Annotated in this window: 21 protein-coding genes and 1 pseudogene; 16 read left to right on the top strand and 6 right to left on the bottom strand. The window is 70.2% G+C overall.

What is annotated here, in order from left to right; genetic code table 11:
- The first annotated feature begins 18 nt into the window (after positions 1-18).
- The 3 genes from ABD212_RS00900 to ABD212_RS00890 all read left to right on the top strand — a co-directional run bounded on the left by ABD212_RS00900 (position 19) and on the right by ABD212_RS00890 (position 2,927).
- Positions 19-882 carry a spermidine synthase gene (locus ABD212_RS00900; protein WP_344090239.1) on the top strand — a complete coding sequence of 288 codons (864 nt, stop codon included), beginning with the start codon at positions 19-21 and terminating at the stop codon, positions 880-882.
- A 228-nt stretch (positions 883-1,110) separates the two neighbouring features.
- Positions 1,111-2,115 carry an ATP-binding cassette domain-containing protein gene (locus ABD212_RS00895; RefSeq protein ID WP_344090236.1) on the top strand — a complete coding sequence of 335 codons (1,005 nt, stop codon included), beginning with the start codon at positions 1,111-1,113 and terminating at the stop codon, positions 2,113-2,115.
- Complete coding sequence (locus ABD212_RS00890; protein WP_344090233.1) at positions 2,112-2,927, top strand: ABC transporter permease; 816 nt, start codon at positions 2,112-2,114, stop codon at positions 2,925-2,927. The genes ABD212_RS00895 and ABD212_RS00890 overlap by 4 nt, the downstream gene beginning before the upstream one ends.
- 37 nt (positions 2,928-2,964) lie before the next feature.
- Here ABD212_RS00890 and ABD212_RS00885 read toward each other — a convergent pair whose 3' ends face one another.
- Positions 2,965-6,156: an ATP-binding protein gene (locus ABD212_RS00885; RefSeq protein ID WP_344090231.1), complete on the bottom strand. Its 3,192-nt coding sequence runs from the start codon at positions 6,154-6,156 to the stop codon at positions 2,965-2,967.
- Positions 6,157-6,324: 168 nt separating this feature from the next.
- On the opposite strand from ABD212_RS00885, the gene ABD212_RS00880 reads away from it, so the two are divergent.
- Together ABD212_RS00880 and ABD212_RS00875 are read left to right on the top strand one after the other, a co-directional pair.
- On the top strand, positions 6,325-6,852 hold the full coding sequence (locus tag ABD212_RS00880; protein ID WP_344090229.1) for a tetratricopeptide repeat protein: 528 nt from the start codon (positions 6,325-6,327) through the stop codon (positions 6,850-6,852).
- A gap of 54 nt (positions 6,853-6,906) precedes the next feature.
- Positions 6,907-7,395 (top strand): SprT-like domain-containing protein, encoded by a 489-nt coding sequence (locus tag ABD212_RS00875; protein WP_344090227.1) that lies wholly within the window; start codon positions 6,907-6,909, stop codon positions 7,393-7,395.
- A gap of 6 nt (positions 7,396-7,401) precedes the next feature.
- On the opposite strand, the gene ABD212_RS00870 is transcribed toward ABD212_RS00875, so the two are convergent.
- Entirely contained in the window at positions 7,402-8,154 is a 753-nt protein-coding gene (locus ABD212_RS00870; protein ID WP_344090225.1) for a 2-phosphosulfolactate phosphatase, read from the bottom strand.
- Positions 8,155-8,397: 243 nt separating this feature from the next.
- Between ABD212_RS00870 and ABD212_RS00865 the strand changes: the two genes are divergently transcribed.
- Positions 8,398-8,919, top strand: coding sequence for a hypothetical protein (locus ABD212_RS00865; protein ID WP_344090223.1), 522 nt, complete (start codon positions 8,398-8,400; stop codon positions 8,917-8,919).
- On the top strand, positions 8,912-9,430 hold the full coding sequence (locus ABD212_RS00860) for a GNAT family N-acetyltransferase (RefSeq protein ID WP_344090221.1): 519 nt from the start codon (positions 8,912-8,914) through the stop codon (positions 9,428-9,430). Before ABD212_RS00865 ends, ABD212_RS00860 begins: the two co-directional genes overlap by 8 nt.
- 177 nt (positions 9,431-9,607) lie before the next feature.
- Here ABD212_RS00860 and ABD212_RS00855 read toward each other — a convergent pair whose 3' ends face one another.
- Both ABD212_RS00855 and ABD212_RS00850 read right to left on the bottom strand, forming a co-directional pair.
- Positions 9,608-11,080: an ABC transporter permease gene (locus tag ABD212_RS00855; RefSeq protein ID WP_344090219.1), complete on the bottom strand. Its 1,473-nt coding sequence runs from the start codon at positions 11,078-11,080 to the stop codon at positions 9,608-9,610.
- 161 nt (positions 11,081-11,241) lie between these two features.
- Positions 11,242-12,000 (bottom strand): annotated as a pseudogene (locus ABD212_RS00850) (ABC transporter ATP-binding protein); the annotation flags it as partial.
- 151 nt (positions 12,001-12,151) lie between these two features.
- On the opposite strand from ABD212_RS00850, the gene ABD212_RS00845 reads away from it, so the two are divergent.
- On the top strand, positions 12,152-12,844 hold the full coding sequence (locus ABD212_RS00845) for a hemerythrin domain-containing protein (protein WP_344090217.1): 693 nt from the start codon (positions 12,152-12,154) through the stop codon (positions 12,842-12,844).
- A 23-nt stretch (positions 12,845-12,867) separates the two neighbouring features.
- Here the strand turns inward: ABD212_RS00845 and ABD212_RS00840 are convergent, their stop codons facing one another.
- Together ABD212_RS00840 and ABD212_RS00835 are read right to left on the bottom strand one after the other, a co-directional pair.
- Positions 12,868-13,539, bottom strand: coding sequence for a response regulator (locus ABD212_RS00840; protein WP_344090215.1), 672 nt, complete (start codon positions 13,537-13,539; stop codon positions 12,868-12,870).
- Positions 13,536-14,783, bottom strand: a complete 1,248-nt coding sequence (locus ABD212_RS00835; RefSeq protein WP_344090213.1) for a histidine kinase — start codon at positions 14,781-14,783, stop codon at positions 13,536-13,538. Before ABD212_RS00835 ends, ABD212_RS00840 begins: the two co-directional genes overlap by 4 nt.
- A gap of 166 nt (positions 14,784-14,949) precedes the next feature.
- Between ABD212_RS00835 and ABD212_RS00830 the strand changes: the two genes are divergently transcribed.
- The 8 genes from ABD212_RS00830 (at position 14,950) to ABD212_RS00795 (ending at position 23,798) form a co-directional block, all read left to right on the top strand.
- Positions 14,950-15,798 (top strand): nitrilase-related carbon-nitrogen hydrolase, encoded by an 849-nt coding sequence (locus tag ABD212_RS00830; RefSeq protein WP_344090211.1) that lies wholly within the window; start codon positions 14,950-14,952, stop codon positions 15,796-15,798.
- A 236-nt stretch (positions 15,799-16,034) separates the two neighbouring features.
- Positions 16,035-17,498 carry a dihydropyrimidinase gene (gene hydA, locus ABD212_RS00825; protein WP_344090210.1) on the top strand — a complete coding sequence of 488 codons (1,464 nt, stop codon included), beginning with the start codon at positions 16,035-16,037 and terminating at the stop codon, positions 17,496-17,498.
- A gap of 157 nt (positions 17,499-17,655) precedes the next feature.
- Positions 17,656-18,672, top strand: coding sequence for a TIGR03842 family LLM class F420-dependent oxidoreductase (locus ABD212_RS00820; protein ID WP_344090208.1), 1,017 nt, complete (start codon positions 17,656-17,658; stop codon positions 18,670-18,672).
- On the top strand, positions 18,669-19,541 hold the full coding sequence (locus ABD212_RS00815; protein WP_344090206.1) for an ABC transporter permease: 873 nt from the start codon (positions 18,669-18,671) through the stop codon (positions 19,539-19,541). The genes ABD212_RS00820 and ABD212_RS00815 overlap by 4 nt, the downstream gene beginning before the upstream one ends.
- Positions 19,538-20,377: an ABC transporter ATP-binding protein gene (locus ABD212_RS00810; protein ID WP_344090203.1), complete on the top strand. Its 840-nt coding sequence runs from the start codon at positions 19,538-19,540 to the stop codon at positions 20,375-20,377. Before ABD212_RS00815 ends, ABD212_RS00810 begins: the two co-directional genes overlap by 4 nt.
- Entirely contained in the window at positions 20,374-21,135 is a 762-nt protein-coding gene (locus ABD212_RS00805; protein ID WP_344090201.1) for an ABC transporter permease, read from the top strand. Before ABD212_RS00810 ends, ABD212_RS00805 begins: the two co-directional genes overlap by 4 nt.
- A 91-nt stretch (positions 21,136-21,226) precedes the next feature.
- On the top strand, positions 21,227-22,378 hold the full coding sequence (locus tag ABD212_RS00800) for an ABC transporter substrate-binding protein (protein WP_344090198.1): 1,152 nt from the start codon (positions 21,227-21,229) through the stop codon (positions 22,376-22,378).
- An 88-nt stretch (positions 22,379-22,466) separates the two neighbouring features.
- Positions 22,467-23,798, top strand: a complete 1,332-nt coding sequence (locus ABD212_RS00795) for an aspartate aminotransferase family protein (protein ID WP_344090195.1) — start codon at positions 22,467-22,469, stop codon at positions 23,796-23,798.
- Position 23,799: the final 1 nt, after the last annotated feature.

Below are 23,799 nucleotides of genomic sequence, written 5' to 3'. Positions count from 1 at the left end.
CGGCAGTACCGTTGGCCCATGGCGCGAGCACGCAGGGAGCCGGACGTCCGCGAAGTGAGGCTCTCGGACGGGACGCTGGCGCGGGTCGTCCCGTCGACGTTCGGCGGCGGGTGGGAGCTCGTGGTGGCCGGCACCCCGCAGTCGCACGTCGACCTCGATGATCCGACCCACCTGCATTTCGAGTACATCGCGCGCATGGGCGCGGTGATCGACCGACTTCGGATGCCGGGGCAGCCCCTCACCGCCGTGCACCTGGGCGCAGGGGCCCTGACGATCCCGCGCTATGTAGAGGCCACCCGGCCGGGGTCGCGACAGCAGGTGATCGAGCTCGAGCCTGCGCTCGTCGACCTCGTGCGCGAGCAGCTGCCGCTGCCCAAGGGCGCGTCGCTGCGAGTCCGGATCGGCGACGCCCGCGAAGGTCTCGCTCGACTGCCCGCCGGGCTGGTCGGCAACGTCGACCTCCTGGTATCGGACGTGTACTCCGGCGCCCAGACGCCGGCGCACCTCACGACGGTGGAGTTCTACTCGGAGGCGGCGCGCTTCCTCGCATCAGACGGCGTGCTGCTCGTGAACGTCGCCGACGGCGCGGGGCTCGCCTTCGCCCGCCGGCAGGTCGCCACCGTGCGCGCCGTCCTCGAGCACGTCATCGTGCTCGCAGAGGTGCAGACGCTGAAGGGCCGGCGATTCGGCAACCTCGTGATCGTGGCATCCGCGGCGCCGCTTCCGACCGCGTGGCTGCCGCGGCTGATGGCAGCGGGGCCGCATCCGGCGAAGGTCGCCCAGGGGGCCGAGATCGAGGAGTTCGCGCGAGGCGCCCGGGTCGCGACCGACGCCGACTCGACCCCGTCCCCGAAGCCTGCGGCATCCCTCTTCGAGCGCTGACTCCCGCGGCAGCCCGGTACGGGCCCGGCCACGCCGGGTTTGGGGCGCACCTTGTCCGTCGGGGCGCACGACATCCGCCCCGACGGACGGAGGACGCCCCAAATCCGGGATGGCCGGGCAGCCGCCGGCCACGGCGCGCGACGACCGGCGACGCCGGCGACAGCGCGCGACAGACCCACGACAGTGCGACGACAGCACGGTGAAAGCGGTCGAGCCGATGGTTGTCACATGACAACTTCCTCCACTGACTGGGCCGTCGAGGCCGAGGGGCTCGTGAAGGTGTTCGGAAAGAATCGGGCGGTCGACGGCGTCGACCTCCGCGTCAAGACCGGCACCGTCTACGGTGTGCTCGGACCCAATGGCGCCGGCAAGACCACCGCGATCCGCATGCTCGCGACGCTGCTGCGTCCCGACGGCGGCACCGGACGCATCTTCGGCCACGACATCATCAAGGAGCCGCAGATCGTGCGGCAGCTGATCGGAGTCACCGGACAGTACGCGTCCGTCGACGAGAACCTGTCGGCCAACGAGAACCTCATGCTCTTCTCCCGCCTGCTCGGCCTCTCGCGCGCTGACTCGCGCCGCAAGGCGGCAGAGCTGCTCGAGCAGTTCGGGCTCACCGAGGCCGCCAAGCGCCCGCTCAAGAACTTCTCCGGGGGGATGCGGCGGCGCCTCGACCTGGCGGCATCCCTCATCGCGCAGCCGCCGCTCATCTTCCTCGACGAGCCGACGACGGGCCTCGACCCCCGCACCCGCGGGCAGATGTGGGACACGATCCGCGAGCTCGTCGCGACCGGATCGACGGTGCTGCTCACCACGCAGTACCTCGACGAGGCCGACCAGCTCGCCGACCGCATCGCCGTCATCGACACCGGCAAGGTCGTCGCCGAAGGCACCGCGGACGAGCTCAAGGCGTCGATCGGCGAATCCAGCCTGCAGCTGCGAGTCGCCGACACCGCCGACATCGCGCAGACCTGCGCCGCGATCGAGCGGGTGCTCGGGGTGACCGCCGTGGTCTCACCCGAAGCCGGCCGGCTCACGGCCCCGATGCGCGACGCCGACCGCGTCGGCGACCTGCTCCTCGAGCTGCGGGACTCCAGCATCCACCTCAGCGAGCTCAGCGTGCAGAAGCCGACGCTCGACGAGGTGTTCCTGACCCTCACCGGTCACGGTGTCGAGTCCGCCGAGGGCGCGACCGCGACCGAAGCCGAGCTCGAAGGGAGCCTCGCATGACCACCATCGCCATCGAGCCCGCGTCCGCGCGGTCGCTCAAGAACCACGTCAGCATCGGACAGTCGGTCCGCAACTCGCTCAGCATGGCCGCCCGCGGCCTGATCAAGATGCGCCGCACGCCCGAGCAGCTCATCGACGTCACTGTGCAGCCCATCGTCTTCACCGTGATGTTCACGTACATCTTCGGCGGCGCGATCGCCGGGAGCGTGGCGGACTACCTGCCCTTCCTGCTGCCCGGCATCCTGGTCCAGACCGTCATCACGACGTCGGTCGTCACCGGCGTCCAGCTGCGCGAAGACATGGACAAGGGCGTGTTCGACCGCTTCCGGTCGCTGCCGATCGCCCGGGTGGCGCCGCTCGCGGGCGCGCTCCTCGGTGACACCGTCCGCTACGCGATCGCGACCACGATCACGTTCGCGACCGGCTACATCATGGGCTACCGCCCCGCCGGCGGCCTCGCCGGAGTGATCGCCGCGGGCCTGCTGGTCATCGCGGCATCCTGGGCCATCAGCTGGATCTTCGCGTTCTTCGGAGTCATCGCGCGGTCTGCGGCATCCGTTCAGGGGATCTCGTTCCTGATCCTGTTCCCGCTGACGTTCCTGTCGAACGCCTTCGTCCCCGCCGACACGCTGCCGCCTGCCCTGGAGTGGTTCGTGGGCATCAACCCGGTTTCGCACCTCGTTACGGCCGCGCGGCTGCTCACGTCGGGCGCCGACGCGAGCGCGGACGTCGTCTCGACCCTGATCGGAGCCCTCGTCATCGTGGCGGTGTTCGCCCCACTGACGGTGCGGGCGTACATGCGCCGGGCCTGACGGGCTTCACCCCCACCATCGCCCAGACGCACGCAGGTCATCGCGAACCTGAGAGCAGCGCGAAGGCCCGGTCCACGCGATCCTGGGGAGGCAGAGCGGATGCCGCGGCCACGCCGCGCGCGTACGCCTCGGCACCCGCGAGGGCCTCGGCCTGCGCGAAATGCTCCGACAGGTGCAGGCTCGGCAGATCCTGCCGGGCACCGAGGAGCGCTGCGATGGCCAGCGTCTCGATACCCCGGTCGCGCAGCTCAGGCTGCGTGATCGCCCACGCCGACCAGCCGCTCAGCACCGTGCCGACGACGGGCTTGTCCACGAACTGCGGCCGGGCGCGGCGCAGCGCGATCGCTCTCGTGCGCAGCCTGCCGGCCCACCAGGCGATCCGCTCCGGCGGCAGCGACGAGTCGAACGACGTGGCCGAGATGAGCCCGGCCATCGCCATGAGGAACCATGGCGACTCGCGCTGGTCGTTCGTGGTGAACCGCTCCATGGCCCGCTCGTAGCGGACCGCTGCGCCCGCGGCATCCCCCGACGCTCGGTCGACCTCGGCGAGCCCGAACCATCCGATCGAGGCGAGTTCGAGCCCGTCGTCGGTGCGATCCCGAAGACCCGCCAGCTCGCCGAAGAGCGCGCGCGCCTCGTCGAGGCGTCCGAGGCTCACGAGACTGCCTCCTCGCGCCCACGCCTGCTGGCGCAGTTCGTTCTCGGCGCCGAAGGCCTGGAACCCGGCGACCGACCGGTCGAGCCATTCGAGCGCCTCGGCGGGTCGGGCGGACTGGCTCGCCAGGGTCGCGGCCGTCGAAGCGGCCGTCGCCGCGACCCAGACGTCGCCTGCCTCATCGGCGATCTCCCATGCGCGACGAGCCGCGACCATCGCGGATGCCGCGTCGCCTTCGTTCTCGGCGTACTGCGCCGCGATGAGCTCACCCATGAGCGCGATCGCCGGCTTCTGTGACCCGCGCAGCTCCTCGACGACGACGGCGAACCGCTCCTCGTCGGCACTGGCGGTGATCGCCCGGGCGAAGGCCGCCCACCGATCGCTCACGCCACCGCGACGCAGCGTCATGCGCAGCCGAGCGAGGCTGCGCAGGATGCCGGTGCCGCCGAGCGCCTGACTGGCGATCACCCCCAGGATGAGCGTGACGGCACGCGCATCCGGGCTGACGTCCTCGACCGCCGCGGCGGCCTCCAGGCGCCGGACGGCGGGGGCCAGGGTGATGAGCTCCGAGAACGAGCCGCGGACGATCCAGGCCTGGCCGAGGACGGCGGCGATCGCCACGGCATCCGCAGCACGGTCGTGATCGATGGCGTAGCGAAGCACCGACAGCAGGTTGTCGTGCTCGCTGTGCAGCGCTCGATAGACCGACGGCTCGAGCACGTGGTCGACGCGGTCCGTGGCATAGCCGCGTGCCCAGCCGAGAACGGCATTCCACGCGTCGAGCTCGCGGTCGCCGGGAACGAGGCGGGACTGTCCGAATTCGCGGACGGTCTCCAGCATCCGGAACCGCAGAGCACCGGTGTCCGCATCGTCCGCGACGATCAGCAGCGATTGCGAGACGAGGCGGTCGAGCAGGTCCTCTGCGAACGGGATGCCGAGGACCGCCGCCGCGGTGGGCGCGGTGAATCCCGCAGGCAGCAGCGACAGCGTCGTCAGAGCGCCCCGCGCCTCGCTGTCGACGAGATCCCAGCTCCACTCGATGACGGCCTGGAGCGTGCGGTGCCGTTCCGGCGCCGCCCGGTCGGCGGTCGTGAGCAGGGCGAATCTGTCGCGCAGCCGGACCTCGATCTGCTCGGGCGTCATGCTGCGCACCCGCGCGGCGGCGAGCTCGATCGCGAGCGGCAGTCCATCCAGTCGCTGGCACAGCCTCACCACGACATCCACTGGAAGCAGGGCGTCCGGGCGCACGGCGCGAGCGCGGTCGAGGAACAGCTGAGCCGCAGGTCCGACGGAGTCGGGATCGTCGGGTTCGGACCTCAGGACCGCGAGCGGGTAGACCGCCTCTGCGGCGATGGCCAGCGGAGTCCGGCTGGTGGTCAGCACCCGCAGCGACGCAACGGCGGCGAGCATGTCCGCGACCCATCTGGCCACGGCGTCGATCACCTGCTCGCAGTTGTCGAGGACCAGCAGCGTGGGCCGCTCCGCCAGGAAGGCGACGACGCGGGCCCGGAGATCGGGGCGGGTGAGCGCGTCGGCGATCCGACCCCCGGCAGGACTCTCGTTGAGTCCCATCGCCGCGCCGATCGCCGATGCGACGTCATCGCCGGCGCGGACGGAGGCGAGTTCCACGATGAGTACGCCGGGGGCATCGGATGCCGCCGCCACCGCCTGCGCCAGCCGGGTCTTGCCGAGACCTCCGGCGCCCAGGATCGTCACGAGGCGATGACGGGCGAGCAGTGGGGGGAGTGCCGCGACGTCGGCGTCCCGGCCCAGCAGCGGCGTGTGCGCCGCACGCAGACCGATGCGCAGCCGGCTGGGCGCGCGAGTGGGGGCATCCCCTCGGACCAGCCGGGTGTTGAGGGCTGTCACGGCTGCGCCCGGCGAAGCGCCGAGATCGTCGCGCAGACGCGCTCGCAGTCCGGCGAAGACGGCGAGCGCCTCCTGCGTGCGCCCGTCGGCGGCGAGTGCGCCCATGAGCTCCGCGTGCATCGACTCGTCGTACGGCCGAGCGTCGCACAGCGCCGCGAGCATCACGACCGCCTCGCCTGTGCGGCCCGCGGACAACAGCGCCCGGGCGCGAAGGGCTTCCGCGCGGTCGCGGATGGCGCCTGCGACATCCGCGACGATACCTCCGAGGTCGCTGTCTCCGAGGTCGGCACCCGCCTCGCCACGCCATAGCGAGAGCGCCTCGTCGACGAGGGCGAGGCCTGTCGGATCGCCCTCGTCGATGCCCGCCGCGGCGTCGACGAGCCGGCGCGCGCGTTCCAGGTCGACGGCGTCGGAGGGGATGCCGAGCGAGTACCCGGCAGGGTCACTCCGAACGAGATCGGCCCCGGCAACGGCCCGCACGCGGGATACGAGGGTCTGCAGCGAAGCGCGAGGGTTCCGGGGCGGCGCCGCTCCCCAGATGTCCTCGACCAGGGCGTCGGCGGAGTGCACCGTCTGTCCGCCCACCGCCAGTGCCGCGATGAGGCTGCGGGTGTGTGCGCCCGGCAGCGGCACCGCTGCGCCGTCCGCCGTGGCGATCATGACCGGCCCCAGCACCGCCACGCGCACGCCGCCGTCCAGTCTCACATCGAGAGCCTAGGACAGGCACCGTCGGCGTGCGGCGCAGGTGGTAGAGCGCGTCAGTCGACGCCGATCGCGATCCGAGCCGTCGGACATCGGCGTGCCCCGCCTCGTCGCCTGTTCGGGCGAGGCAGACTTGAGCTCGATCCGGTGCGCGGTCGAGGGGAGTCACTGATGAGCTATATCCGCGGGTATGACCCCGAGACGCTGCGTGAGAAGGTCGACCCTCGCCAGTGCAGGGAGCGTCTCGACGAGATCGGCGAGCAGCGCAGCCTTCCCGCACTGCTCGAGCGCGTGTGGCTGCTGAAGGTGCTGGGCAAGCCGGATGACTCGCTCGTCCTCGCCGAGCAGGCCGTTCGCGTCGCCCGGATGGCGGGCACCCGGAAGGACCTCATGCGGGCGCGGATCCTCCATGCGTCGGTGCAGCAGGTGCGCGGGGCGTTCGCGGCAGCCGATCAGGAGCTCACGATGTGCGCCGACGAGGCCGAAGGCCAAGGGTGGGCGGGGATCGCCGCCTTCGCGTACCAGCATCGCGGCAGAGTGCATTACGACTCGGGCAACCTCGACTCCGCGCGACGGGACTTCAAGCGCGCGCTGTTCCTGCGCCAGGAGTCGGGGGTGCCCGACGACCAGCTCGAGTCGACGCTGATGGCCATCGATGCCGTCGACCGGCGCCGGGCCGCGGCATCCGTCGCGAGCTGAGCTGTCAGCCCCATGATCAGCCGAGTGTCGTAGGTACGTTCTAGCTTTCCCCCCATGACGGAACTTCATCGCGTGCGCCACTGGGCCGAGGCCCTCATCACGTCCCACCTCGACGACTCGTGGACCTTCGGCTTCGACAACGCCAAGCGGCGCGCCGGACTGTGCGACTACACGAACAAGCGCATCAGCGTGTCGCGCTACCTCACCGCGCGGTACGACGACGACGTGAATCATCAGACGCTGCTGCACGAGGTGGCCCACGCGCTGGCGGGGGCGTCGGCGGGCCACGGTCCGCGGTGGAAGGCGGTGGCCCGCGACCTGGGGTATGTCGGCGGCGCGACGCATCGGGGCGAGACCGCGACAGAGCTCGCACCCTGGATCGGGGTGTGCCCTGCCGGGCACCTCGCGTACCGCCATCGCCGCGTCACGCGTCCCACGTCGTGCGCGAAGTGTGCGCCGCGCTTCGACGAGCGGTACGTGTTCGCATGGCGCCGCCGCGAGATCTCCCCGGCGACCCGGCTCGCCGCGATGACGCCGCGATAGCCCCTCTCAGAAGGCGACGAACACCCCGTCGCGAAGGATGGGCACGACGGATGCCGCGTCCACCGCCGTAGCCGCGTGCAACTCTTCGGCGGGCGATGCCCGGGTGGGGTGCTCCGTCGCGCGGTCTTCGGCGCCAGACCCTCCAGGTCCGTTCGGCGAGCGAACGGCGTCGGGATCGGCCGTCCTGCGCTCGGAGCGCTGAGCGTGCCGCAGGGCCAGCTCGCGGCCCGAGCCGCTCGCCGCGACGAGATGCCTCGTCGCGCCGCGCAGAGCTCGGAAGGACTCCCCCGCCGCAGCCGCCTCGGGCGACGAGTGGTCGATCCCGAGGTCGGTGAGAGCGTTGACGATGGCCCCTGCGCCGAGCAGGTCCTCGACGGCGAACCGCAGTGGCCCACCGGGGGCGCCCGAGACGAGCTCACCGCAGGCGATGATCGCGACGCTGGTGCGCACCCGGCGGTCCTGCTGCAGAGCGAGCACCGCTTCAGCGACAGCCGCCGCGTTGCGCAGCCCGCCGAGCAGGACGATCGCGGCGGTCTCGGGGGCCCGCTCGGCGACGGTCGCGCCGTTGATCGAGACCGCGCGGGCGGCGGCATCCAGCGGGAAATCCTCGCCACGCTCGACGGCCTGGATCACCGTCGATGAGAACCGCAGCACATCGACGACGACGACGACCTCGGACGGTGCGAGTCGGGCGAGCCCGTCGACTCCCCAGTCGAGGCGGACCTGGTAGGAGGACTGGTCGAAGGGATGCCCGGGCATCCGTCCAGCCTAAGCCGCGCGTCGCCCGCGGCTCGGCGCCGGAGGCTGTTCGAGGGGCGCGTTCGGCAGCCGCCCGGCATCGAGCTTCCGGCATGGAGGTTCCGGCATGCCCAGCCGCGGGCATCGAGGTTCCCGCCGCGCCGCCGCCGGCATCGAGGTTCCCGCCGCGCCCCTCGTGGAACGTCGGGCCCCCGCACATCGATGCACGTCATCGCGGCGGAGGCTGCGGTGCGAGACTGGAGCATGCGCATCCTGCTCAAGCTCGTCATCGACTGCGATGCGGATGCCGCGTGGCGGGCCATCCACTCGCCGCGGGCGGTCGCCGAACTCTACGGCCCGGTGCTCGACATGGACCCCCTCGATCCGCAAGGCCTCCCTCCGACGTGGACGCCGGGTGATGACATCCCGGTGCAGCTCAGCGCGGTGAGCGCGCTGCCGATGGGTCGCCAGCTCATCCACGTGAGCGAACGTTTCGTCGACGAGCCCGCCGGCCGGGTGCGCATCTTCCGCGACAGCGGCATTCCGCTGTCCGGACCCCTCGCGAGCCTCGACGTCTGGGACCACCAGATGGCGATCGCGCCGGCACCCGGTGATCCGTCGAAGACGCTGTGGCGCGACCGCCTGGTCATCGGGGGGCCGACCGCCGCCGCGCTCTGGCCGGTGCTGTGGACGGTGTGGCAATGGCGCGCCACCCGCATCCGCGCCATGGCGCCCACCTGGGCCTTCGACCCCGAACCCGCGGCTGCCTCCGACACCGATGGCTGAGGTCGTCGTCCGCCCCGCTCGGGCCGCAGACGCCGCTGCCATCGCGCACGTGCAGGTTCAGGCGTGGCATGAGGCCTACACCGGCCGGATGCCGCAATCCATCCTCGACGGACTGGATGTGGAGAGCTCGTCCCACGGCTGGGAGCGCTTCTTCGACGATGGCCACGCGGGCGTGGTCGGCGAGGTCTGGGTCGCCGAAGTCGACGGCGCCGTCGTCGGGTTCGCGTCGAGCGGCGCCGATCGGGACGACGACGGTGTGCCGGGCCGCCGGCAGCTCTTCGCGATCTACGTGCTCGCCGACCGGTACGGCTCGGGCGCCGGGCAGGCACTCCTGGATGCCGCGATCGGCCGGGAGGCGGCATCCCTCTGGGTCCTCGAGGACAATCCACGCGCTCGCGCGTTCTACGCCCGCAACGGCTTCCGTCCCGACGGCACCGTGAAGGACGACGATCGCTGGGGCGAGCCCGTGCGCGAGGTGCGGCTGGTGCGTCCCGCTCAGCCGGCCGGCTGAGGCCCCGACGCCGAAGGTCGAGCCCGACGTGCCTCGCCGAGCCCCACCGCGCCGAGCCCACCGCGCCGAGCCCACCGCGGCGGCCGGTACTGCGCGGACCCAGGCGCCACATGCCACGCTCGGCCGCTTCCCCACCAAGGGAAACGGCCGATCGCGGCAACTCAGCGCGCCGGCGGCCTACTCGGCGAGCGCCTCGACCGGCGCGACCCGCGTCGCGAGCCGCGTGGGGACGACTGCCGCCACCAGGGTGAGCACGGCCGTCGCGATGACGATCACCAGCACCGGCCCCAGCGGTACGGCCGGCACCACGAAGGTGCCGACGACAGGGGCGTCGGGGTTCGTCGGAATCGACCCGAGAAGCGACTGGGCGCCTGCCCAGCCGTAGAGCACGCCGAGCACGAGCCCCGTTGCCGTCGCCGCGATCGTGATGTGCGCGGCCTCGAGCAGCACCATGGCCCGGATCTGCCCGTTCGAGACGCCGAGCGCCCGCAGCAGGCCGAGCTCGCGCCGACGCTGCACGACTCCGAGGGTCAGGAGGTTGACCAGCCCGACGCCGGCGATCACCGCCGACACGGCGACGAGCCCCATCATGATCGCGGCGAACGAGTCGAGGATCGTGCCGAGCTCGGGCGGCAGTGCGCCTCCCGCCGCCGCCGTCATCACGGCCTTCGTCGACTGGATGGCCACGGCGAACATCGTGACCAGCGTGACGCCCATGACCACGCCGATCGCCATGCGGCTCGAGCGCTCCGGGTGGCGCAGCGCGTTCTCGGCCGCGAGCCGCGCGGTGGCCGAACGACCGAAGATCCGGCCGACGAGCCGAAGCACCGGCGGCATCACCAAGGTCGCACCGAGCGCCAGCCCGGTGAACGACAGGATGCCGCCCACGAACGCGACGACCACTCCGAGCGGGCTGAAGAGCCCGCCGATCACGCCGAGCGCGAGCAGCGCTCCGCCGACGACGAACAGCACGAGCGCCGCGATGTTGCGTCCGGAGCGACGCACCACCGCTTCGTGCGACAGCTCCACGGATCCGCCGATCGCCTGCAGGGGCGTCACGGTGAGGACCCGACGCGAACCCGCCCAAGCGGCGGCCCATGTCGTGAGGGCCACGACCGCGGCGGGCAGCAGCAGATCCGCCCGCACGAGGTCGAACGGCACGTCGCCGAGATCCAGCATCCGGCCCGCGAGCCACACGCCGACCGCGGCGAGAGCCGTCCCGCCGACGAGTCCGAGGCCCGCGCCGATCACACCCACGACGAAGCCCTGGCGGGCGATCTCCGACCGCTGCGACCGCGCCGAGGCGCCGATCAGCCGCAGCAGTGCGATGGCGCGGGTGCGCCCCGCGACGACGGTGGCGAACGTGTTCGCGGTCACGATCGATGCGACATACACGGCGACGCCGACGAGGAGCACCGTCAGGAAGCTGTTGACGAACCCGAGCGTGCCACTCGCCCCGATGTAGGGGTTGGCGCGGAGCATCGCGTCGATGTAGGCGGTCGCGGAGATGAGCACCACGCCGAACGCCGTCGAGATCGCCGCGACGAGGATGCTGGCGCCCATCCCTCGTTCTCGCAGCCACGAGGACGGGGCGGATGCCGCGTCCCGCCTCCCGCGAACACCGCGCCCCGCGAGGGTCTCGGCGATCATGCCCGCGCCCCCTCGGCTTCCGTCGGCACCGCGTCCTCGGTCGCAGGGGCTCCCCCCGGGGCGGCGCCATCGCGAGAAACCACATTCGCACCGAGACCCACGACGCCACGCGATGTCTCGGCGGGATCCTGGTTTCTCAGCGACGTGGCGCCGGCGGGCGGCGCATCGAGTTCGGACGCGAGCATGTACGCCGAGATCTCCTCGGCGGACTGGCGCGGCTTGTCGGCGACCACCCGGCCGTCGGCGAGGAAGATCACGCGATCGGCGTGGCTCGCGGCGATGGGGTCGTGCGTCACCATCGCGATGGACTGGCCGTGGTGCCGGCTCGCGGCCGCGAGCAGGCCCAGCACCTCGCGGCCGCTCCGCGAGTCGAGGTTGCCGGTGGGCTCGTCGGCGAAGACCAGGTCGGGCGCCGTCGCGAGCGCCCGGGCGATCGCGACGCGCTGCTGCTGGCCGCCCGACAGCTGGTGCGGGCGGTGGCGAAGGCGATCGGTGAGGCCGAGGGTCTCGATGAGACCGTCGATGCGGGCGCGCTCGAGCGCCGTCGGGCGACGGCCGTCGAGGTCGAACGGCAGCAGGATGTTGGCGCCCGCGTCCAAGGTCGGCACGAGGTTGAAGGCCTGGAACACGAACCCGACGCGACGCCGGCGCAGGATCGTGAGCTCGAGGTCGCTCAGCCCGGTGATGTCGGTGTCGCCGATCCACACGCGACCCGAGGTCGCGGCATCCAGCCCCGCCATGATGTGCATGAGGGTCGACTTGCCGGATCCGGACGGGCCCATGATCGCGGTGAATTCGCCGCGACGGATGCCGACGCTCACGCCGTCGAGCGCGTGCACCTCGCTTCCGCCGGCGCCGTAGGTCCTGGTGAGCTGCTGCACCCGGGCGGCGAGGCCCAGGGCGGTCGATGTGAGTTCCATTCTTCGAAGCTACGGACGCGCCCCGGCTCGCCGCGTCGGCCGTGCGAGGCATCCCCGTACATCGCAAGGATGATCTCGCTGCGGCGCTCTTCCGTTCGCTCCGTCTGTCGGGCTAGCGTTCCCTCAGCGACCGCTGCGAGAAGGAGACCCGATGCCCGCCATACCGCTTCCGTCGAGCGGCGGTGTCCCCGCCGCTGCGCCGAAGACCTGCGACGCCAGCGGGATGGCCGAGATCCATCGCATGTTCACGTTCGGCTTCGGCAAGGCGCCCGGCCTCGTGCAGGGTGTCGCAGCGGGCGACACGGCGCACGCCGAGGTCGTCGCCCGCGAGCTGGACCTGCTCTCGGTAGCGGTGCACGCGCACCACGAGGGCGAGGACGAGCGGCTGTGGGGACCCCTCGAAGAGCGCGCCCCCGCGTGTGCGGGCCATGTCGAGCGGATGAAGGCGCAGCATGCGCAGCTGCTCGTGCACCTCGAGGCGCTGGACGCCGCCGTGCCCGCGTGGCGCTCGTCCGCGACGGCCGCCGACGCCGAACCGGTCCTCACAGCGCTCGACGGCGTCAACGCCGCCCTTAATGAGCACCTCCCCGACGAGGAGGCGAACATCGTCCCGGTGATGGAGACGGTGATCACCGAGCCCGAGATCGAATGGTTCTCCGATCACGGGCGCAAGGCGACGCCCAAGGGCCAGTCCTGGAACTCGCTCGGCCTCATCATCGAGTCCCAGCCCGACGGCGGCGACGCCTGGCAGCGCAAGAACCTGCCCGCGCCGGTCCGGCTGCTGTGGCGGGTCATCGGCCGCCCCCGCTACCTCAAGCACCGCGCCGCGCTCGAGGGCCGCTGAGCCCACATCGGCGCGAAAAGCGGCTATGCCAGCCCGTGCTCGAATGCGAACACCACCAACTGGACCCGATCGCGCAGGGCGAGCTTGGTGAGGATGCGACTGATGTGCGTCTTCACGGTGGCCTCGCTCAGGTACTCGCGCGCCGCGATCTCGGCGTTGGACAGCCCGCGCGCGGCGAGCGCGAAGATCTCGCGCTCGCGCTCGGTGAGCTCGCTGTACGCGGCGGGAACCGGACGGGGGGCGGCATCCGCGAAGTGGGCGAAAAGCTCGCGAGTGGCGGATGCCGCGATCACGGCCGATCCGGCATGCACCGTGCGGATGGCGGCGAGGAGGAACTCGGGGTCGGCGTCCTTCAGCAGGAATCCGCTCGCCCCCTGGCGGATCGCGCGGGCGGCGGCCTCATCGAGGTCGAAGGTCGTCAGCATCACGATGCGCGGCGGGTCCACGTCGCGCAGCAGCTCGGCCGTTGCCGCGAGACCGTCCATGACCGGCATCCGGATGTCCATCAGCACGACATCCGGGTGGGTCTCGCGCACGACCGCGAGCGCCTCGCTCCCGTCGGCCGCCTCGGCGACGACCTGCAGATCGGGCTGCGAATCGATCAGCATCCGGATGCCGGCACGGAACAGCGCCTGGTCGTCCACGAGGGCAACTCGGATCGCCGCGGCGGTCGGCCGATCCGCGCGAAGGCTCATCGGCCGCCGCCGATCGGCAGCGTGCTGCGCACCACGAACGCGTCCTGCCCGGCGGTGGCGCTCAGGGTGCCGCCGGCCAGCTGCGCCCGCTCGCGCATGCCGATGATCCCGTGGCCCGCGGAGAGACGCTCTCCCGTCGCGACTCGCCCGGCTCGCGCAGCATCGTCGGCGTCCCGTGACAGCGGAACTGCGGGCACCGCCGACTGCGGGAGTGGATTGCGCACCACGAGTTCGACTCGGTCGGGCTGCCAGGCGAGCGTCACCTCGACAGGACTGACACCATGCCGGAGCGCGTTCGTCAGTGCCTCCTGCAGGATCCGGTACACCGCGAGCTGCACCCCCGCGGGCGGCTCGGCCGCGGGCGCGGGGTCGATGGTGATCCGAAGGTCGACTCCCGAGGCCCGCACCTGGGCATAGAGTGCCTCGAGGTCGGCGAGGCTCGGCTGCGGCCCATCGCCCTGGCTGTGGCGCAGCTGGCCGAGCAGCAGGCGAACGTCGGCCAGAGCGGAGCGCGCGGTGGCGGAGATCGTGGTGAGGGCATCCGCCGCGACCGCAGGATCCGTCGCTGCGGCGTACCGTGCGCCGTCCGCCTGCGCGATCACCACAGCGAGGGAGTGCGCCACGACGTCGTGCATGTCACGCGCGATGCGCACGCGCTCCTGTTCGACGGCCGCCTCCCGCTCGGCGCGCTGCTGAGCCAGCCGATTCTCGCGGGCCCGCACGGCGGCGCGCACGAGCGCTCCGATCGTCCACGACAGGCCGAGGGCGAACACGGCGGCGATCAGCATGACGAAGGCGATCGGCAGTGATCGCCACGTGAGCCCGCCCGCCGCGAAGGTCGGACCCAGGAACAGGTACAGAGTGATGACGACGGCCCCGAACAGCGCCGAGGCGAGGCCCGCCCAGTACACGCGAGTCGTCCCGTACGCGGCGGTGACGTAGAGCACGCCGAAGATCGCGAAGTCCGACAGCGACGGCGGTCGGCCGAGCGCCATCTGCAGCACGGCCCCGGTCCACGCCACGGCGAGCGCCAGTCCGGGCGAGAGCCGCCGGATCGCGAGACTCGTGCTGAAGATCACCGCGATCAGCAGCGAGGTAAACGCCGTGACCGGGGCGCCGAGCACGGTCGTGGAGCCGATCATGCCCCGGATCACATCCAGCTCGATCGACGCGGCGATCACCAGGAAGACCGCCGCGACGGACACGTCGACGACGACCTGATAGCGCTGGAGCGGGCGGAACATCCTCTTCACGGTACGGGAGACGGGATGCCGCGGCATCCGTCCCGCGATGTAGGTGCAGCTGCCGCGGCATCCGTCCCGCGATGTATCGGGCTCCCCCATTGCCCCGCGGGGTCGCAAGGCTTTACCGTCGCACACACAGGCACTGGCGAGGACGAACGGAGAAACGATGACGACCGTACGGGCGGCCATCACCCAGACCACGTGGACGGGCGACAAGGCGTCGATGCTCGACAAGCACGAGCAGTTCGCGAGGGATGCCGCAGCCCAGGGGGCGCAGGCGGTGTGCTTCCAGGAGCTGTTCTACGGCCCCTACTTCGGCATCACGCAGGACAAGAAGTACTACGCCTATGCCGAGCCGGCCGACGGGCCCATCGTGCAGCGCTTCGCGGCGGTCGCGAAGGAGCTCGGCACCGTCATGGTGCTGCCGATCTACGAAGAGCAGCAGACGGGCGTCTACTACAACACGGCAGTGCTGGTGGATGCGGACGGCGCGGTCCTCGGCAAGTACCGCAAGAACCACATCCCGCACGTGGAGAAGTTCTGGGAGAAGTTCTACTTCCGCCCGGGCAACCTCGGCTACCCCGTTTTCGACACCGCGGTCGGCAAGGTCGGCATGTACATCTGCTACGACCGGCATTTTCCGGAGGGATGGCGCGAGCTGGGCCTGAACGGCGCGCACATGGTGTTCAACCCCAATGCGACCAAGCCCGGACTGTCGAACCGGCTGTGGGAGATCGAGCAGCCGGCCGCGGCCGTCGCGAACGGCTACTTCGTGCTCGCACCCAACCGTGTCGGGCTCGAAGACAACGAATACGGGGACCAGGCCGTGAACTTCTACGGCACCAGCCAGGTCGTCGATCCACGCGGCAACTATGTCGGGGCACTGGGATCGGGCGAGCACGAGGAGCTGCTGGTGCGCGACCTCGACCTCGAGATGGTGCGGCAGATGCGCGACGACTGGCAGTTCTACCGGGACCGCCGGCCCGACACCTACGGCGAGATCGTGGAGCCGTGATGCTGACGAGTCGCGCCCATGTCGCCGAGACCAAACCGGCCGGTCGCGCGGGTTCGGCGCGTTCCGTCTCGCTTCGCTCGCTCAACGACCGGAGGGAGACGCATCCGGTTCCGGTCGTTGAGCGAGGGAGCGCAGCGACCGAGACGAAACGCTCGGGGCATCCGTGCACGGCCGGCTCGGCGCGTTTCGCCTCGCCTTCGGCTCGCTCAACGACCTGTGGGGGGTAGGAGAACACCATGACGACCACACTCATCACCGGCGGCACCGTGGTGTCCGCGACCGGCCGCAGCGAGGCCGACGTCCTCATCGACGGTGAGACGATCGCCGCCGTGCTGGCGCCCGGCTCGCAGCTTCTCGGGACGGATGTCGCGTCATCCGTCGACACCGTCATCGGCGCGACCGGCAAGTACGTGATCCCGGGCGGCATCGACGCGCACACGCACATGGAGCTGCCCTTCGGCGGCACGAACGCGAGCGACACGTTCGAGACCGGCACACGCGCGGCGGCGTGGGGCGGCACGACATCCATCATCGACTTCGCGGTGCAGCGCTATGGCGAGCGTGTGCAGGATGGCCTCGCCGCCTGGCACGCCAAGGCGCAGGGCAACTGCGCGATCGACTACGGCTTCCACCAGATCGTCGGCGGCGTCGACGACGACTCGCTCGCGGCGATGCGCGGACTCCTCGACGAGGGCGTGTCCAGCTTCAAGCTGTTCATGGCGTATCCCGGCGTGTTCTACTCCGACGACGCGCAGATCCTGAAGGCGATGCAGGTGTCCCGCGACACCGGGCTGCTGACGATGATGCATGCCGAGAACGGGCCGGCGATCGACGTCCTCGCAGAGCAGCTCGTCGCGCAGAGGAAGACCGACCCGTACTACCACGGCATCGCCAGGGCGTGGCAGATGGAGGAGGAGGCGACTCACCGCGCCATCATGCTGGCCAACCTCACCGGGGCTCCGCTGTATGTCGTGCATGTGAGCGCCAAACAGGCCGTCGAGCAGCTCGCCGCAGCCCGTGACAAAGGATGGAACGTCTTCGGAGAGACCTGCCCGCAGTACCTGTACCTGTCGCTCGAGGAGCAGCTCGGCGCGTCGAGCGAGGAGTGGGGCCGGTTCGAGGGCGCGAAGTGGGTGTGCTCCACTCCGCTGCGCTCCCGCGAGGAGGGCCACCAGGACCACATGTGGCAGGCGCTTCGGACCAACGACCTGCAGATGGTGTCGACCGACCACTGCCCGTTCTGCATGAAGGATCAGAAGGAGCTGGGGCGCGGCGACTTCCGGGCGATCCCGAACGGCATCGGCTCGATCGAGCACCGCATGGACCTCATGTACCAGGGGGTCGTGACAGGGAGGATCACCCTCGAGCGCTGGGTGGAACTCACCTCCACGACTCCCGCCCGGATGTTCGGGCTCTCCGGCCGCAAGGGCGTCATCCAGCCCGGCGCCGACGCCGACGTCGTCGTGTACGACCCGAACGGCCACACCTCGATCGGTCTGGGCCTGCGGCCGGACGGCTCGCCTACGGGCAGGGTCCACCACATGAACATGGATTACTCGGCGTGGGAGGGGTTCGAGATCGACGGCCATGTCGACACCGTCGTGTCACGCGGAAAGGTCATCGTCGACGGCGGCGAGTACCTCGGCGCGAAGGGCGACGGCCGGTTCCTCAAGCGCGGCCTCAGCCAGTATCTGGCATGAAACGTCGGTCGTCGAGCGACAGAAGCAGGACGAGACGGAGCTCCGGCGCGTTTCGTCTCGCCTTCGGCTCGCTCAACGACCCGGCACCAGCCACCGGTCGTTGAGCGAGGGAGCGAAGCGACCGAGACGAAACGCGAACGAGCAGGGAGAACACAGCATGGACTTCGGAGTCGTCCTCCAGACCAATCCGCCCGCCGCCCGGACGGTGCAGCTCGCCACGCTCGCCGAGGCCCACGGCTTCAGCCACGTGTGGACCTTCGACTCGCACCTGCTGTGGGAGGAGCCGTACGTCATCCACTCGGCGATCCTCGCCCAGACCAGGCGCGTCACGGTCGGGCCGTTCGTGACGAACCCGGCGACGCGCGACTGGACGGTGACGGCATCCGTCTTCGCGACGCTCAACGAGCTGTACGGCAACCGGACGGTGTGCGGCATCGGACGCGGCGACTCCGCTGTGCGCGTCACGAACGGGTCGCCGGTGTCGATGGCCGAGCTGCGCGAGTCGATCCACGTCATCCGCGAACTCGCGAACTCGCGGCCGGTCGAGTACAAGGGCGCGACACTGCGCTTCCCGTGGAGTCGAGGTTCCGAACTCGAGGTCTGGGTCGCCGCCTACGGCCCGATGGCGCTCAAGCTCGCCGGCGAGGTGGGCGACGGCTACATCCTGCAGCTCGCGGACGTCGACATCGCCGCCTGGATGATCAAGACGGTGAAGGATGCCGCAGCCGCGGCCGACCGCGACCCCGACTCGCTCGCGTTCTGCGTGGCCGCCCCGATGTACATCGGCGACGACTGGGCGCACATGCGCGACCAGTGCCGCTGGTTCGGCGGCATGGTCGGAAACCACGTCGCCGACATCGTCGCGAAGTACGGTCACCACGGCGCGATCCCGGACGCCCTGAGCGACTACATCGAAGGGCGGAAGGGCTACGACTACAACACCCACGGACGTGCCGACAACGACCACGTCGACTTCGTTCCCGACGAGATCGTCGATCGCTTCTGCATCCTGGGCAGCGCCGAGGACCACATCGCGAAGCTCGAGCACCTGCGCGACCTCGGCGTCACGCAGTTCGCGGGATACCTCCAGCACGACAGCAAGGAGGAGACGATGCGTGTCTACGGCGAGACCGTCATCCCGGCAATGTCCGCGCATGTGACGGCGAAGGCATGAGCCGACGCGTCCGCTCGGTCGTCCTCGGCATCGCGGGGGTGTTCCTCATCGCGGTTATCTGGGAGCTGTACAAGTGGCTGGCGCCAGACACCGGTGTGATCCTCGCCGGTGTCACTGTCCTTCCCCGCACGACCGACATCGCGATGCCGCACATCTCGGACATGATCGCGCGCGCCCTCGAGCCGGTCACGCGCGCGCCGGGTTCACCGCCGCTGTGGGTGGTGGCATTGGCGGCGGCCGCGTTCAGCCTCGGTATCGCTGCCGTGGGGTGGACGATCGGGGTGACCGTGGGGTTCGGGATGGCGGTGCTCATGCAGAGACTCCGCACCGCACAGTCGGCACTGCTCCCGTGGGTCGTGCTCAGCCAGACCGTGCCGCTGATCGCCCTCGCGCCGCTGGTGCGGCGCTGGGGCGCGCAGCTCGAGATCGGGACCTTCCACTGGCAGGACTGGATGTCCGTTGCGGTGATCGCGAGCTATCTTGCCTTCTTCCCGGTGTCGATCGGCGCACTGCGCGGGTTCTCATCTCCGGATGCCGCGCACCTCGACCTCATGCGGTCGTACGGCGTCGGATGGTGGCGCACCTTCATCACGCTGCGACTGCCGGCGAGCGTTCCCTACCTGCTGCCTGCGCTGCGCCTCGCCGCCATCAACGCGGTCGTCGGCACGGTGGTCGCCGAGGTGTCCATCGGGCTGCGCGGCGGAATCGGCCGATCGATCGTCGAGTTCGCGGCGAGCGGCAGCTCGGATCCCGCCAAACAGTGGTCCCCCATCTTCGGCGCCATCCTGATGGGGCTCGCCGCTGCAGGTGTCGTCGCTCTGATCGGCGTGTTGCTGCGCCGCTACCGTCGCGGGGAGGTGAAGGCATGACCACTCCCTCGACGCGCGCGCCCCAGGCATCCCTCGCGGATGTCGCGGTGCGCGTGCGGGGCGTTGAAAAGACGTTCCGCACCGGCAAAGGCACCACCGTGCAGGCTCTGGAGGACATCGACCTCGATGTCGCGTCCGGCGAGTTCGTCTCGCTCATCGGGCCGAGCGGCTGCGGGAAGTCCACGCTCATGCGTCTGATCGCCGACCTCGACGAGGCGACCGAGGGCGCGATCACGGTGTTCGGCAAGACACCGCGGCGCGCACGTCTCGACCAGGACTACGGGATCGCGTTCCAGCAGTCGGGGCTGCTCCCCTGGCGGACGGTACGCGCGAACATCGAGCTGCCACTCGAGCTGCACGGAGTCGACCGCGCCGCCCGCCGCGCCCGCGCCGACGAGCTGATCGCCCTCGTCGGGCTCGCCGACTTCGCGGATCGCCACCCCGATCAGCTCTCCGGCGGAATGCAGCAGCGCGTCGCGATCGCGCGCGCCTTCGCCGAGCGGCCCCGGCTGCTCCTGATGGACGAACCGTTCGGCGCGCTCGATGAGATGACGCGCGAGACCATGCAGACCGAGCTCGCCCGTATCTGCGCCGAGACGGCAGCGGCAGTCGTCTTCGTCACCCACTCGATCCCTGAGGCCGTGTTCCTCTCGGACCGGGTCGTGGTGATGTCCCCGCGGCCCGGCCGCATCCGCGACATCCTGGACATGGGGCTGCGCGGCGGCCGAACCGCGCAGCTGCGCGAAGACGCCGCCTTCTTCGAGCGCGTGAGCGCTGTACGCGAAGCACTGCACGGCGCGCCGCAGACCGGCGCCCGCGGGGTGGAGACGCGATGACCGCCGCACGCTGGCGCGACCTCGTCGCACCGATCGCGCTGGGGATCGTCGCGATCGTGCTGTGGCAGCTCACCGTGACCGTCTTCCAGCTCAAGCCCTTCGTCGTTCCCGGGCCGATCGCGATCGGCGACCAGTTCGCTCAGAAGCTCGAGGTGATCTGGATCGCGAGCCTCGGCACCGCCCGCAACGCGCTGGTCGGGCTGATCGTCGGCACCGTCGCCGGTGTTGTCTGGGCGCTGCTGGCGGCTGCGTGGCGCCCGCTCGACGAGATCAGCGCGCCGACCATCACCGCGCTCGCCGTCATCCCGATCGTCGCGCTCGCCCCCGTGTTCTACGCGATGTTCGGGGCCAGCGTCGAGACGGGTCGTCAGATCGTCGCGGCGATCGCGGTGTTCATCCCGATCTTCTTCAACGTCCTCCGCGGGCTCCGACAGGCCCAGCCCATCCACCGCGACCTCATGCGCGCCTACGCGGCGACGTCCTGGCAGACCGCACGCACCGTCACGCTCCCGGGCGCACTGCCGTACTTCTTCACCGGGCTCCGGATCGCGTCATCCCTCGCGGTGATCTCGGCCCTCGTGGCCGAATACTTCGGCGGTCCGGTGTCGGGCCTCGGAAAGGCGATCACCTCGGCTGTCTCGTCGAGCAACTATCCCCTCGCGTGGGCGTTCGTGCTCGGCGCGATCCTCACGGGGCTCGTCTTCTACAGCGCCACGTATGCCCTCGAAGCCCTCGCCCTCGCACGGACCCGCACCTGACGACGATGCACCCAGACCTGCCGGCTGCGCCCGGTCGGAAGAAAACAGCACCACCTCACATCACGAGGACCATCACACAGGAGGAAGCACCATGAAGCACAGCACACGACTGTCGCTCGGCATCGGTGCGACGGTCACAGCCGCCGCACTCGTGCTGAGCGGCTGCTCCTCGTCGGGCACACCGTCCGAGAGCTCGTCGGGCGGCGCGGCGTTGACGCCCGTCACCCTTCAGCTGCAGTGGGTCGCCCAGGCGCAGTTCGCCGGGTACTACGCCGCCGTCGCCCAGGGCTACTACAAGGACGAGGGTCTCGACGTCACCATTCAGGAAGCGGGCACCGACACGGTGCCGATCGACGTCCTCGCCTCGGGCGACGCCGACTACGCGATCTCGTGGGTGCCGAAGGTGCTCGGCTCGATAGAGCAGGGCACGAATGTCACCGACGTTGCGCAGATCTTCGAGCGGTCGGCCACGACCCAGATCTCATTCAAGGACAAGAACATCACCACGGCGGCCGACCTGAAGGGCAAGAAGGTGGGCAGCTGGGGCTACGGCAACGAGTGGGAGCTGTTCGCCGGCATGCAGAAGGCCGGCATCGACACGACGTCGGACATCACTCTCGTGCAGCAGGCGTTCGACATGAACGGCTTCCTCGCGGGCGACATCGACGCAGCTCAGGCGATGACCTACAACGAGTACGCGCAGGTGCTCGAGACGGTCAATCCCGACACCGGCAAGCTCTACCAGCCCGATGACCTGAACGTCATCAACTGGAACGACGAGGGCACCGCAATGCTCCAGGATGCGATCTGGGCGGACGCGTCGCGTCTGACGGGCGACGCGAACTACGCCGACACCACGGTGAAATTCATCAAGGCCTCGATCAAGGGCTGGATCTACGCGCGGGACAATCCCGAGAAGGCGGCCCAGATCGTGACGGACGCCGGCTCCACCCTCGGCACGAGCCACCAGCTGTGGATGACGAATGAGATCAACAAACTGATCTGGCCCTCCACGAATGGCATAGGCATGATCGACAAGGCGGCATGGGACCAGACGGTCGGAATCGCGCTGGACACGAAGAACGACACGGGCTCCACGATCATCACGAAGGATCCGCCGACGACCGCCTACTCGAACCAGTATGTGGAAAAGGCACTGAAAGAGTTGAAGGATGAGGGTGTGGATGTCGACGGCGCCGGCTTCACACCGCTGACCGTCGAACTCAAGGAGGGCGGCAACTAGCCGCCGCAGAAGGCGAAAGACTCCGACATGGCACCGGGATGCGACCTCCTCGAGTCGCCGCATCCCGGTTCCGATACGAGGTAGATCCATGACCACCGAAATCTCCACCGCCGCCGGTCTTGACGCAAGGACGACGGCCCTCGACCGCGAGTACGTCTTCCATTCATGGTCGGCACAGGCGGCGCTCGATCTTCCGGTCATCGCGGGCGGCGCGGGCACCGAGGTCTGGGACCACGCCGGCAACCGCTACCTCGACTTCGCCAGCCAGCTCGTCAACGTCAACATCGGGCACCAGCATCCGGCCGTCGTCAAGGCCATCCAGGAGCAGGCTGAACTGCTGGCAACGATCGGCCCGGCGACCGCCAACCTCACGCGGGGCCTCGCCGCCCAGCGGATCCTCTCCAAGGCGCCGGCGGCCTTCCGCAAGGTGTTCTTCACGAACGGCGGCGCCGACGCCAACGAGAATGCGATCCGGATGGCGCGGCTGCATACCGGGCGAGACACCGTGCTGTCGACGTACCGCTCGTATCACGGCAACACCGGGGCGGCGATCGTCGCCACGGGGGACTGGCGACGGATGCCGAACCAGTACGCCCGCGGACACGTCCACTTCTTCGGCCCTTACCTTTATCGGAGCGAATTCTGGGCGACCACTCCCGAGGAGGAGTCCGACCGGGCGCTGCGGCACCTCGAGCGCGTCATCCAGTCCGAAGGACCAGCGACCGTCGCCGCGATCCTGCTGGAGTCGGTCCCCGGAACCGCCGGGATCCTCGTGCCACCGCCCGGATACCTCGCCGGGGTCAGAGCGCTGTGCGACCGGTACGGCATCATCCTGATCCTCGACGAGGTGATGTGCGGGTTCGGCCGCACCGGCCGGTGGTTCGCGTTCCAGGGCTACGACGTCGTGCCCGACCTCATCACGTTCGCGAAGGGGGTCAACTCGGGGTACGTGCCGGTCGGCGGCGTGATCATCTCCGACGCGATCTCGGCGACCTTCGACGACCGGGTCTTCCCCGGCGGCCTCACCTACAGCGGGCACCCGCTGGCCGCGGCATCCATCGTCGCCTCCATCAGCGCCATGGAGGACGAGGGCATCGTCGAGAACGCACGCAGGGTCGGGGCCGAGGTGATCGGCCCGGGACTGAGGGCACTCGCCGACAGGCATCCGCTGATCGGCGAAGTGCGCGGCGAAGGGGTCTTCTGGGCCATGGAGCTCGTGAAGGACCCCGAGACGCGCGAGCCGGTGGGCGCGGACGTCATCGGAAAGCTCAAGACGGCGGTCACCTCGAGGGGGCTCATGCCCTTCACGGCGGACAACCGGATCCACGTGGTTCCGCCGTGCGTTGTCACCGACGACGAGGCATCCCGGGCTCTGGCGATTTACGATGAAGGTCTGACGAGCGTCGAGGCAGGGCACTGAC

Origin of the sequence: Microbacterium deminutum, assembly GCF_039530205.1 — a bacterium.
Lineage (GTDB): Bacteria > Actinomycetota > Actinomycetes > Actinomycetales > Microbacteriaceae > Microbacterium > Microbacterium deminutum.
Note: the sequence above shows the minus strand (reverse complement) of the source record. Positions and strands in the feature narration are given on the sequence as shown.